Annotated in this window: 11 protein-coding genes; 3 read left to right on the top strand and 8 right to left on the bottom strand. The window is 42.6% G+C overall.

Features of this window, described 5'->3' with window-relative positions:
- Positions 1-194: 194 nt before the first annotated feature.
- Positions 195-1,373, bottom strand: coding sequence for a response regulator (locus V7K46_RS01375; protein WP_335110325.1), 1,179 nt, complete (start codon positions 1,371-1,373; stop codon positions 195-197).
- Between the two features lie 384 nt (positions 1,374-1,757).
- On the opposite strand from V7K46_RS01375, the gene hmpF reads away from it, so the two are divergent.
- A complete protein-coding gene (hmpF, locus tag V7K46_RS01380; RefSeq protein WP_335110327.1) occupies positions 1,758-3,521 on the top strand; it encodes a pilus motility taxis protein HmpF in 1,764 nt (587 codons plus the stop codon).
- A 168-nt stretch (positions 3,522-3,689) separates the two neighbouring features.
- On the opposite strand, the gene V7K46_RS01385 is transcribed toward hmpF, so the two are convergent.
- From V7K46_RS01385 to tilS, 3 genes are read right to left on the bottom strand one after another with little or no spacing between them, the layout of a single operon-like run.
- Positions 3,690-4,091: a helix-turn-helix domain-containing protein gene (locus tag V7K46_RS01385; protein WP_335110329.1), complete on the bottom strand. Its 402-nt coding sequence runs from the start codon at positions 4,089-4,091 to the stop codon at positions 3,690-3,692.
- On the bottom strand, positions 4,075-4,374 hold the full coding sequence (locus tag V7K46_RS01390; protein ID WP_335110331.1) for a type II toxin-antitoxin system HigB family toxin: 300 nt from the start codon (positions 4,372-4,374) through the stop codon (positions 4,075-4,077). Before V7K46_RS01390 ends, V7K46_RS01385 begins: the two co-directional genes overlap by 17 nt.
- A gap of 30 nt (positions 4,375-4,404) precedes the next feature.
- Positions 4,405-5,403 (bottom strand): tRNA lysidine(34) synthetase TilS, encoded by a 999-nt coding sequence (gene tilS / locus V7K46_RS01395; RefSeq protein WP_335110333.1) that lies wholly within the window; start codon positions 5,401-5,403, stop codon positions 4,405-4,407.
- 148 nt (positions 5,404-5,551) lie between these two features.
- Here tilS and V7K46_RS01400 point away from each other — a divergent pair, with 148 nt between their 5' ends.
- Both V7K46_RS01400 and V7K46_RS01405 read left to right on the top strand, forming a co-directional pair.
- Positions 5,552-5,878, top strand: a complete 327-nt coding sequence (locus V7K46_RS01400; protein ID WP_335110673.1) for a hypothetical protein — start codon at positions 5,552-5,554, stop codon at positions 5,876-5,878.
- On the top strand, positions 5,879-9,364 hold the full coding sequence (locus V7K46_RS01405) for a tetratricopeptide repeat protein (protein WP_335110335.1): 3,486 nt from the start codon (positions 5,879-5,881) through the stop codon (positions 9,362-9,364).
- 749 nt (positions 9,365-10,113) lie between these two features.
- Here V7K46_RS01405 and V7K46_RS01410 read toward each other — a convergent pair.
- From V7K46_RS01410 to ccsB, 4 genes are all read right to left on the bottom strand, one after another.
- Positions 10,114-10,341, bottom strand: a complete 228-nt coding sequence (locus V7K46_RS01410; protein WP_335110337.1) for a type II toxin-antitoxin system HicA family toxin — start codon at positions 10,339-10,341, stop codon at positions 10,114-10,116.
- Complete coding sequence (locus V7K46_RS01415; RefSeq protein WP_335110339.1) at positions 10,338-10,541, bottom strand: type II toxin-antitoxin system HicB family antitoxin; 204 nt, start codon at positions 10,539-10,541, stop codon at positions 10,338-10,340. The genes V7K46_RS01410 and V7K46_RS01415 overlap by 4 nt, the downstream gene beginning before the upstream one ends.
- Positions 10,542-11,080: 539 nt before the next feature.
- A complete protein-coding gene (locus V7K46_RS01420; RefSeq protein ID WP_335110341.1) occupies positions 11,081-11,419 on the bottom strand; it encodes a KGK domain-containing protein in 339 nt (112 codons plus the stop codon).
- A 212-nt stretch (positions 11,420-11,631) separates the two neighbouring features.
- Positions 11,632-12,699, bottom strand: coding sequence for a c-type cytochrome biogenesis protein CcsB (ccsB, locus tag V7K46_RS01425; protein WP_335110343.1), 1,068 nt, complete (start codon positions 12,697-12,699; stop codon positions 11,632-11,634).
- Between the last annotated feature and the right edge of the window lie 97 nt (positions 12,700-12,796).

A 12,796-nucleotide genomic window follows, 5' to 3' on the forward strand; every position in this document is an offset into this window, starting at 1 on the left:
CGATTTTAGATTGAATAATCTAAAATCCAAAATCCAGAATCTAAAATTTCTCTGCCCCATACAACTCTTGGAGAGGCTGCGCCCTAAGCGTACCTATGCCGTAGGCTTTACGACGCCGGCTCCATCGAGCGAACGCAAGAGCGTCTCGTAGAGAAGTCGAGATGCTTAGTACAAGTGCCCTGTTTGCCCAATTTTCATTGGTTGTTGATATATTTCTGGACGAGCATAAGTAACTCAGTGTTTGTAAACGGTTTTGTTAAATAATCTGTTGCCCCGACCATACTAGCTTTGACTCGATCAATAAATCCATCTTTACCAGTAAGCATGATAATCGGTATGAGCCGAAATGCTGTTGAATGTCGCAGCATGGCGCAAACCTCGTACCCCTCCAATTCCGACATGGCAATGTCGCATAAAATTAAATCCGGCTTGAGTTGAAATACCAGACTCAGTGCCTCTAAAGGATTGGTGAGAGCGATCACTTCATAACCTTGTGGTTGTAAGATGGAATTTACAGTCTCACCGATGGCGATCGCATCGTCAATACATACTATCCGCCCCTTTTGTTTTCCCTTCAATTCCCAGCTATCCGTGTGGGTATCTGGTTTAGTCGTCTCTGAATATACTAGTTGTAGCCAACTCTGTTGCACATATGGATATATTGCCTTAGCGACTGTCAAAATGTCTCGGTTGAGATAGCGAGCCAGTTGACGCAAGGATGTTTTACCATCAGCCCAATGTTGTAGCTTATTTACGGTTGCTTCTGGTAGCGAGGATTGTAGCTGAACTTTGTCAGATAGCACTGGCAATTGTTCTGGAGACTGAATGTGTGGATACAGTTGCTTCCACTCTTGCACTTGCTTCGTAATTTTTGTAACAAATGGAGCAATCTCGAAAGTGTTTAATTGCGGGGCAAGTGCCGCACCCTGATGGAAAATAAAGTTACCTTGGTGTAAACTCAGCAGGTCAAAGAGAGTTTCATGCACTAAGCCGTGAATAATACTACCAGCTATCTTTGGGTTAATGATATTCCGCTCCAAGAGTGCCCAAAGATAGGCATACTCTGGCGCGTCGGTTGATGGTAGGGAGGCAATTTGTTTGTCGGTAAGTCGCATCTCTACTCGGTAATGATGTAAATAATCGCTAATTCTGGATAAACTACTCTCACCTTCTTGACAATAGATAATTTCACCATTGAGGAAAAACACGAACCAAGACTGTTGTTGGAGACGATAAATGCTTGCTCCATCTCCACCCAGTCTGTTGTTATGGTGAGAGCTATGAGCTTCCACCCATAGTTGCCCAGTTCGCTGTCCCAACTCAATCAATTGCAAGATACTGCAAATATCAATTTCATTTAAATTTCCCTGCATTTAGCTAAAAAGTGCTCCTTAAGTATTGCTGAATTTTAAATTGTGAATTCTGACTTGTTCTTTAAGTATTGATTATGGAGTACTGGAAAGATTTTTACCCTGTTCTTTATTCTTATCCGAGAATACATTAAGCCATAAACCTTAATTTTTCGTAATACACTTCGACAAAGCTAGTGTTAACACGGAAGTCATCATCACTGTCATCAGTACAAAATATAAAGGCGCGACCAATTCGCTTTTATAAGTATCAAGACGTAACATCTCGCGTCTATAGTTTTGTCTGTCTTGTTCTCCTAAACTTCAGTTCAGTGAGACAAGTTAACAGAATTATTTAAGGTATATCCCAAAACATGAACTTGAAGTGCATCAATAAGGACTAACGGTGTGCTGTATTTAGCAGAAGTACAAAAACAGAAAGGTGGTTTACTTAGTGGCGGTGCCAAAACCGAACTGAAACTGCTAGCTTGTCAGCGAACTGACCAGAATTGGAGTACTGTGTCAGAAGAAGTGATTGCTGCTGAGGACGCAAGCAAATTAAATGATGGTGCTTTGGTACTAGTTGAACTAAATCCGAATCGTCAAGTGCAGCGGATTCAAGAAGCAGGGCGTCCACTAGTCAACATTTTGCAGAATTTTTCTCGGCAATTGGAGAAATTTAAGCTCAAGGAAGATGAGATTGATCAGTGGAAGCAGTCGCTGACGTTTCAGGCGCAAGAGTTGAATCGTCGTGAAATGGACATGGAAGTACGCTCAGAACAGTTGCAACAATTGGAGGATGAGCTGCAACAATTAGAGGAGCAAAAACAGAAAGTTGACACATCCCGCCAAGAAATTGAACGGTTACAAACAGAAGTTGAGCGCAATCGCCAGGAATTGGAAGGCGCTTGGGAGCATTTGCATGGTGAGCAGCGTCGCCTGGAGGAGCGTCAAGCGGATTTCCAACAGGGGACGGTTTTAGATGAGGAGCAAAGTCGGGTAATGAGTGAGTTACTCGATCGCTTATCTAGTCGTGTTGCTCCCACGGAAACAGTCAGAGAACACCTGCATCTGGCTTTTGAATTGGTTCAAAAGCAGCAAGCTACTCTTACCCCCCACTGGCAAAAACTGGAGGAGCAAAAAACTGCGATCGCTCAACAGCAAGAAGAAGTTGAGCGTTTGTCACAAACCTTTAGCGATCGCCAAAATGCATGTCTTGAAGCACAAAATTCTCTAGTTCAGCAAACAGCCCAATTGCAGATAAATACAGCAGACCTTACTAGCAAGCAAGAGTATGCTCGGATAATCAAAGAGCAGTTACGAAACGCCGAAGAGTTATATCAACAGATTCATTCTTTGGCTGCAACATCTGGTGATGTAGTTCTCGGTCAGCAAGCTAATGTAGAAGCTTTGGAGAAAATGCCTTTAGAAGAACTACAAAAAATAGTGCAAGACTTGCAATATAAGTTGGAAATAGACGCTAGCTTTGTTCACGATCAAGAACAAGAACTGACATATAAACAAGAAGCTATAGAAGAACTCCAAACTAAAAGAAATCACGCATCTGACCATGATCACATCAATTTGGAACTGGAACTAACGGATGAAAAAGACCTCTACCAGATGCTAAACTCCAGTTTGGTGGGACAACGCCGCAATATGCTACAGCATCAGAAGTTTCTCAAGCAACACCAAGCTGTACTGCTGCGGCGGCAAGGACATACTATTACTGATGAAAAAGAAAATAACAACAAAATTAATTTAGAACCGATTCTGTTACAAATTGAAACCCAGCGGCAACAATATTCACAGGAAATCCCAAAACTGGAACGGGAAATTGAGCAGATTCGTTCTGGTATTGAGCTAAATCAGGGAATGATTGACAATCAAACTCATGATCTAGATGAAAAGCGCCAAGAACTCAAAGCGATCGAGGAAAACTTGCTGTCCCTGCAAAGAACAACTGCTGAGTACCGGGGTCGGGTGAATCTGTATCAAGAAGCACTACAACCAATTCAGGATTCACTTGATGGATTACGGCAAAAGCTGCAAGAAATTGGAGAATCTTTGGAGCAATTTCAGGAAACTGGTGATTATCAACTCCAAGCGATCGCCCAGTTGCGCCATACTCTCCAAAGTTTAATATCTCAGCCAGAATTGTTAGCGTCTTAACAAGTTCTAGGGCTTTGGTGAGACAACTTGCTCTGAGCAACTAGTTCTATGCAACCTCATAGGTAATCAGTAGACATAGGAGTGAAATTAACCGAAATCCTTGATAGGTATAATTCATGAATTGTACTTACGCTATTTTCACTCCTATGTCTAGTATTTGGACAGTTATTATTCCATAAATAAACTAGATTCTACATGAAAAAACTCTCCCAGCTTACGCGCTTGTTCCGTATTTATCTTCTCTTGTCCATTGAAAATATTATCAACCAAATCTTCTGTCCCTAAAACCGCTACTAAATCATCTCTACTTCTTTCAGATTCCTCTAAAATAAATAACAACATAGATACAGGATTATTCTGCTGGCTTGGCTGATAATATTCTTGTTCAAACTTTTCAATTAAAGTAATTAATAACTGATAAAGTTCGTCTTCTTCTGGGGTGCGTTCCCGGTGCATTAATTCTTCCACTATCCCTAAAGCTTGATTATTTTCAGCTTCACTTTTTATCAGCTTGGGAAGATAAGCTGTTAATAATTCTTTGTATTTATCTGGATTAAAGGTAAGGGTCATTTTTCCAGTTATCCTTATCGTATTCTGCATGGGTGAGGATATACTTAATATAAATTAACTGCCCTTCATAATCTATACTAACAATCAAGCGATATTTATTTCCTTTAATATTGAAAACTGTAAAATTACCAACAGCTTCAGCTTTAGAAAAAACCTGCTGTACTTCAACTAAATTTGTCCATTTCGCTTTAGTGGCAACTTTATACCAATTGCTTAATGCTTCCTGACAATCTGAATGGTTTTCTGCATATTCTCTTAAGATTCTAAAACTAATAATGTGCATCGTCCCTGATAACAAAAAGACTTCAAATAACTATTTCAAGCAGATCCAGTCGCCTTCTACTTGAGCGATCGCACCACCAGGAAATGGATCAGTTTGCGATCGGTTTGGCGCTATAATTAAAGCCGTTAATTTTTCGATGTGTTCAAAACTGGGGGCATCAGTCAGTATTTGCTGCAATATCTGACGCATCACTCGACGTTGCAGTGCCAATGGTGCTTTTTGCAATACCCGACGATTTAACCGTAAGGGAAGAAGAGTAAGGGAATCTTTTTCATCCCCCATTCCCCATGACATCGCCTTTTCTCGCAACTGCTGGGCAGCTTTTTCTAAATATTCCACTTCTGCTTGGAGAAGTTCTGCTGTTTGGGCTAAGGCTGATTCTACTTGGGGGTTGAAATTATGCCGCAAATATGGTAATAACTCTTGGCGAATGCGGTTGCGGGCATATTGCAAATCTTGATTGGTAGAATCTTCCCAAATTGGTAATTTAAACTCTTGACAAAATTGCTCTGTTTGTAAGCGGGTGATTTCTAAAAGTGGACGCACTAGCATAATGCCAGTAGTTAGGGGGCGTTGCCAAGTCAGAGCTTGTAAGCCATCAGCACCAGTACCGCGAATTAAGTTGTAGAGAAGAGTTTCGGCGCGATCGCTGGCGGTGTGTCCTGTGACTATATATTGATAATTATTTGCTTTGGCGATCGCACTTAAAGCTTGATAGCGCCAATCGCGTGCAGTAGCTTCACTATTTATAAGTTGGTTCGCTGTTTCTAAATAAAAGGATATACCCCAACTTTTAGCTAAGTTTTCGACGTGATTAGCATTAGCTTCGGAGTCAGAACGCCAGCGATGATCATAGTGAGCAATACCTAAATACCATCCCCATTTGGATTGTAAATCTAAAAGTAATTTTATTAAACACAGAGAATCTTGTCCGCCGGAGACAGCGATTAATAGACGCTGATTACGCTCAAATAAGTGGCGCGATCGGATGGTGCGATGTATTTTTGCATGTAGGGGAGTCCATACCATTTTTGGAACTTCTCATAGTTTTTGGATTTGACTTGCAGCTATAACTTCTTAAACAGTTAATTTTAATCCTCTCTGCGTCTGTGCGTGAATCTTATCCCCAATTCAATGGATAATATACGGAATCTTGGATAAATTCGTAGGTAATTTAATGGCTGAAATTCAAGTTGGTATTGAAGGCGAAAACGCACCAGCAGCAGCCGAGGCTTTGCTAGAAATTCCCGGAATATCGGGAAGCTACGAAGTACCGACGCAAAGAGAGGGGACTCTGGCTGCGATCGCAACTATTATTACCATTGTGGGTGGTGCTGCTGCTTTAGGTGAACAAATCCGCAAATGGTATCAAGAATGGCAGAAATCCCATCCAGGAAAGCAATTTGATGTGATAATTCTTGACCCTGTTACTGGAAACAGGATTTTACTTGAAGAAGCTACCATAGAGGAAATCACGGAAATCCTCAAATCTATCAGCAAATAAGTGCAAACTATCCGCATTCAACTTCGGGAAAGTACGCAAGAAACAGTTGAACTCAGATATTGGCTACCTCAAAAAAATCACTATGAATCACGTCGTCTGAAATTAGCAGAAATCGCTGATTTCCTCAAGCAAGGAGAACGAGATTACTATAAACTGCTGCCCAATTTACCAGGAATCGGGCAGCAGTTATTTTTTTGGTTGGATGGGGATGGACGGTGGTTGAGTCGGGGAATTACTGACTGTCGCGGTGAGGGGTTGGTAATTGCCATTGATACTGATAAACAACTGGCACATCTACCTTGGGAAGTGCTGCATGATGGTGAGGATTTTTTGGTAAAGCGCGTTAATCCAGTGGTGTTACCTCTGCGCTGGATTGAGAAAGAAACGGAAGGGTTTTCTGTGGAACCACGACAATTGCGAGTATTGTTTATGGCAACCGACCCGGAAGACGTGGAACCAAAGTTAGAGTTTGAACAAGAAGAAGCGAAAATTCTGGCTGATACGCGAGATTTTGCTGTAGATTTGCGGGTGGAAGAAAGCGGTTGCGTTAGCGAGTTGGGTAAGGTGTGGAGTCGCTATATTAATGACTTTGATGTGTTTCACCTCACAGGACACGCCTCAATTAAAGATGAAGCACCTTACACGCCTTACTTTATCACTGAGACGGAAATCGGGGAACGCCACGAAACCACAGCCGTAGAACTTGCTGAAGTCTTCCGGTTTCGCTTTCCCAAATTGGTGTTTTTGTCTGGGTGTCGGACTGGACAAGCACCAGATAAAGGGGCTGTCCCGTCAATGGCTGAGGCACTAATTGCCCAAGGGGCTAGGGCGGTTTTAAGTTGGGGACGGCCTGTGGAAGATCGGACAGCCACAGCCGCCGCCGCGCACCTCTACGGCAAATTGGCAGCCGGATATGAATTAGCCCAAGCACTCGCTAGCACTTACCAGCAGTTGTTTAAACAAAAAGTGAGTGACTGGCATTTGTTGCGGTTATATATCCAGGGAGAATGTCCGGGTGCGTTGGTGGAAGTGTTGGGAGATGTGCCACCCTCTGCGCCGGAACCTGCTTATGAACAGTTTTTAGATCCCGATACCCAACAGGTGCGGGTGGCGAAACCCTCTGAGTTTGTTGGGAGACGGCGGACTTTGCAACGTTGTCTCAAAGCTATTCGCACTTCATTAGGGGTACTAATTCACGGACTGGGGGGTGTGGGTAAGAGTACTGTGACGGCGCGACTTCTGGAAAGGATGGTTGGCTATGACAGGCTGGTGAACTTTCGGCAACTGGATGAGGACAAACTGCTCAAAACCCTTGCTGAACAATGTACCTCGGAACGGGGGCATGAAATTCTCAATGGCAAGTTACACTTGATGCAGCGCCTCACCAAGTTTTTCACTGAAGGACTGAATACCAAAGAACAGCGCTTTGCCTTTGTGCTGGATGACTTTGAGGCTAATTTGGAATTACGAAATGGGGTTTATGTCTTGCAACCACAAGTTGTGGATGTACTGCTGGCGTTGCTGAAGGCGATGCAAAATTCCCAACTTCCCCACAAGGTAATTATTACCTGTCGCTACAATTTCACATTGTCGGAACTGAATCATCGTCTCTACCGCGAACCTCTGGCGGCTTTGGGTGGGGCAGATTTAATTAAAAAGTATAATCGTCTGGATTCGTTTAATGGCAGTTGGCAATTTCAGCCAGATTTGCCCGAACGTGCCAAAAAAGCAGCAGATGGAAATCCTCGGCTGTTGGAATGGTTAGATAAGATTTTGCAAAATTCCCCGAAGTCGCCGGAAGCGGAGAGGGGAGTTGAGATGATTCTGCAAAAGATGGCAGATAAGGAAAAGGAATTTCGTGAGGATATTTTGGCAGAGGAATTGCTGAAACAGCAAACTCCAGCTTTGCGTCAAATGCTGGGGAAGTTGTTGGTGTATGAGTTACCTGTGCCTCTAGCTGCTATTTCCCCGATTTGTGAGGATATCTCAAGTTGGGAAAGTCATATTCAACGCGCTGAAATTTTGGGTTTGTTGGAAGTTACGCTTACCAACAACACAGAGAGGTTGTATCGTGTTCCCCGGATTTTGTCACCGTTGCTAGAGTTTCCAGAAAACCCCAAGGGTGAAGAGTTGTATAAACAAGCTGCACAAATTTTGTATCGTCTGTGGTGGGAAGAGGTGGAAAGTTCTATGGAAGCACAAAGGTTAGAAATTCATCGCTTGGCTTTGTTGGGGAAGGATAAAGGAATTGCGGCGAAAATAGCTAGTTCATTAGCAAATAGCTGGAACAATCAAAGCCGATTTCGGGAATCAGTGCAACTGTGCAAATCTACCTTAGAACTCACTTCAAACTACCGCGTTTTACATCAAATAGCTTGTTCTCAAGCAGAACTCGGTGAAGTTGAACAAGCACAGCAGTATTATCAGCAAGCGCTTGAATTTTGTTTGGAAACGGACGAAACAGAAAAAGCTGCAATAATTCATAACCTGGCAGGTATCTACACCAACAAAGGGAAAGTCGATGAAGCGATCGCACTCTACAATCAGTCTTTGCAAATACAAGAACGCATTGGAAATGTCCAAGGCATAGCGGCGACGTTGCACCAACTGGCAGGTATCTACGCCAAGAAAGGGGAAGTGGAGCAAGCGATCGCACTCTACAATCAGTCTTTGCAAATATTTGAACGCATTGGTAATGTCCAAGGCAAAGCGGCGACGTTGCACTGTCTGGCAGGTATCTATGCCAACAAAGGGGATGTGGATGAAGCGATCGCACTCTACAATCAGTCTTTGGAAATAGATGAACGCATTGGTAATGTCCAAGGCAAAGCGACAACGTTAAACAATCTGGCAAGTATCTACGCCGATAAAGGGGAAGTAGATCAAGCGATCGCACTGTTCAATCAGTCTTTGGAAATAAAAGAACACATTGGACATATCCGAGGTAAAGCAGTGACGTTGCACTGTCTGGCAAGTATCTACGCCGATAAAGGGAAAGTGAATCAGGCGATCGCACTCTACAATCAGTCTTTGGAAATAAAAGAACGCATTGGAGATGTCCAAGGCAAAGCGGCGACGTTGCACAATCTGGGAATAATCTACGCCAAAAAAGGGGAAGTGGAGCAAGTGATCGCACTGTTCAATCAGTCTTTGGAAATAGCAGAACGCATTGGTAATGTCCAAGGCAAAGCGGCGACGTTGAACAATCTGGGAATAATCTACGCCAACAAAGGGGAAGTGGAACAAGCGATCGCACTTTTCAATCAGTCTTTGGAAATAAAGGAAGGCATTGGAAATGTCCAAGGTAAAGCAATAACTCTGTGGTGGTTAGGACATTTGGCACAACAGCAGGGTGAATACACTAAAGCGATATCCTATTTACAACCAGCTTTAGAGATTTTGCAGCGATTGAAGTCACCAGACGCTGAAAGGTTGAGTGCAAGTCTTGCCAGAGTGCAGCACAAAGCAGAGAGTGAAGAAGATTAGCTTATATTTTGCACGATTCTCGATTAGCACCATCGCCCGCCCAGAAATAAATTTCTGTGCTAATAGCCTAAGTCCACTCAAGTGGACTGTAATTTTTTACCAGTCGTCTTTAGACGACTTTAACTATTAGCCTCAGAATAAATTCTGAGGCGGTTATTACAACTAATTCGTAATTCTTAATTACAGCTTGGTGTTGAAAGAATACCGAAAGATTTTTTGTCACAGACAAGAATGCAAGAGTGCGGTTTAAGTAAATGAAAACTGCTGTAATGAGTCTTTAATACTCGTGGATGAGTCTTTTATACTCGTGAATGAGTCTTTTATACTCGTGGACGAGTCTTTTATACTCGTGGACGAGTCTTTTATACTCGTGGACGAGTCTTTGATACTCGTGGATGAGTCTTTGATACTCGTGAATGAGTCTTTTATACTCGCGGACGAGTCTTTTATACTCGCGGACGAGTCTTTTATACTCGTGAATGAGTCTTTGAACTCCATTAATGAACTTCAGAGCTTCGTTAATCAACCTCCGAGCTTTGTTGATGAACCTTTGAGCTTCGTTAATGAGTCTTTATACTGTATGACTTGAATTATGATACAAATACGTTGGTAGGGGCACGGCAATGCCGTGCCCCTACGCGAAATCTATATGTATCAGGGTTTTAGTGAAATGCTATGCAATTCAGGACAGATAATCAGGATCTACACCGAGCGATGTCTAACGATAAAAATATTTAAATGTTTGGACTCTACAACAAATCTAAAAACTTTTCTAAGTCGATCCGAGCTTGTTTTAATATCTTAGCCAATGTAGTGCGTTTGACTGGTCGATGTGCAGTAACAGTCAATTTCAAAACTTCATCCGGGATTTTTTTTTGCAGTCTAATGTGACTACCTCTTTGACGTACAACTGTCCATCTATCTCGCTCTAAAGCTGTAATAATCTCAATGTATGACAAACTGGGAACTTTAGTCACAAAACTAATTCCTTCACTATTGCTCCCTGTTCAATTATCAATTCTTCTTCCAGTGGTTCCAAGTAAAGTTTTATCGCTTCTCGAATATTTTCTACCGCTTCATCAACAGTTTCGCCTTCACTAATACATCCTGGAAGTGTAGGAACGAAAACTGTATAACCACCTTCATCACTTGGTTCTAATACTACTTTTATATTCATAGATTACTTGACTTTCTATTAGTGTAGACTTTGTTAATATAGCAGAAGGTTTTTAGATTAAATCAGGATCTATGCCAAGCGATGTCTAACGACAAGCCGTTGCGCGTTTACGCAATTGTTCTGCTAATAATTGAGCTTGTTGTTGGGCAAGTTGTGCTTGTTCTTGCCCCCCTTTTTAAGGCTACCGTGTATACACAAGTCGTATTACCCCCCTTAATCCCCCCGATGTATTGGGGGAGATCGGAAATCTGGTTCCCTCACGCCACATGCTTCTCCCTTGGCGTTAGCCTCTCCCTTTGGGAGAAGGGGAGACGCTGCGCGAACAAGTCGGGCATTGCCCGCCCAACGCAGTGGCTCCCCTTTCTAAGGGGAGGGTTAGGGTGGGGTAATACGAGAGTCCAAACCCAGGTTCGTAAGATATTTCCGACTTGTTTGTACACCGTAACTTTTTAAAGGGGGTTGGGGGGATCAAAAACTTATAAGGCAACTCTAGAAGACTTGTGTTTACACCGTAGACTAACAGAAAGTGACTAAGGTTCTCAGACTTTAGTGTGATCGCTAATTGGGTATTCGTTTTCTACTTGTTTGAGTTTTTGAAAAATTTCATCAAGTGGTGACTCAGATTCATCAGGACAAAATTCTAAAGCAAGTCTAACTTTTCCTTTTTTCCATCCCAAAGTACTAAATTGCAAAACTTCACAATTTAATCCTTGGGTATATAAATTTACTTCATCTGTCTCTTCTGCTCCAATAAATTCCTTAATTGCTGTAATCAAATCACGGACTTTAAAGGTTTTAGCAATATTTAACTTATTAAAAGTGTCCGGTTCTATAGACACAACTTCATCATGGTTTAGTCTCTGAAATCCATCTTCCATAAAAATCTCCTGTCAATAAATCTATATTTTCCAGAGATATAACAGTTCATCCGAAACAAAATGATGATTTTATAGATTTAATACTGCTCAAATAACAATTCAGTAATAATTTAATGTCCAGTAAATTAGCCTATAATTCTCGCGTTACCCCTCCCCTTACCAAGGGGAGGGTGCGCGGTATCGTGGATGAGGTAGTTTTATTTAAACGGTTACTAAAAGAACCAACCGTAAGAATGTAAACCTTTACCTAACAGATTCACACCGAGATAGCAAACCCAAACAACAACAAAGCCCGTTGAGGCTAAAATTGCAGGACGACGCCCTTGCCAACCGCGAGTGATTCGGGCGTGGAGGTAGGCGGCGAACACTAACCAGGTGATTAATGCCCAAGTTTCTTTAGGGTCCCAACTCCAGTAGGAACCCCAAGCTTCGTTAGCCCAAACGCCACCGGCAATGATCCCAATTGTCAGCAGGGGAAATCCTAGTCCAATGATGCGATAGCTGATGTTGTCAAGGGTTTCGGCAAGGCTAAGGCGCTGGGGTGAAAGGGGTTCGGCAGATGCTGCTATTTGAGGCTCAGAGGTAGATACTAAATTCAAAACAGCGGTGTTAGCATTACCGTTACCGTTGCCGTTGCTACTAGTTTCAAAACGAGCAAAGCCGTTATTTTCAGCAGAAGGGGCTGGTGGTTGAGAAATTAGTTCAGATGCTTTGTGTAAGCGGTAGCCGTTGCTGCGATAGCCACCAGTACCTACAGAACTACCTTGTAGTTGGATGTTTTGACCGCGAGTGACAACTAAAAAAGCGATCGCTAATAACGCGCCCACCATCAAAGCAGAATAACTCAACATCATGACGCTGACATGCATCATCAACCAATTTGATTTCAAGGCAGGTACTAGGGGTTCTGACGCTTGCATCTGGGATGGTAATGTCATAGTAGCAAAAGCAGCGATCGCCATTGCCACAGGAGCTGTAACAACTCCTACTAAGCGGCTACGGCTACTACTTTCAGCAATTAGATGGACTGTGGTAATTCCCCAAGTTAAGAAAAACAGAGATTCATACAAATTACTTAAGGGAAAGTAACCAGCTTCTATCCATCGTGCCCCTAGTAGAGTAGCCATGCACAAATTAGCGATCGCCATCCCAGCTGTCCCCAAAGCGGCTAGATAAGGCAGATTTGGAAAAGCCGCTCCTCCCCAATACACCAGCATTGTCAGGAATAATATGGCAAAGGAGGCATTGTCCAGCCAGTTCTGGAGTACAACTAAATTCATAAAGTGTTCTCTCCGTGGATGATTTTAAATATGGATTCTGACTGTTCTGATCCTATATGCTTACAGGGTCATGAAACAGGGAAAAGTTATGAGTTAT

It is taken from the genome of Nostoc sp., assembly GCF_036917395.1.
In the GTDB taxonomy this organism is placed as follows: Bacteria; Cyanobacteriota; Cyanobacteriia; order Cyanobacteriales; family Nostocaceae; genus Nostoc.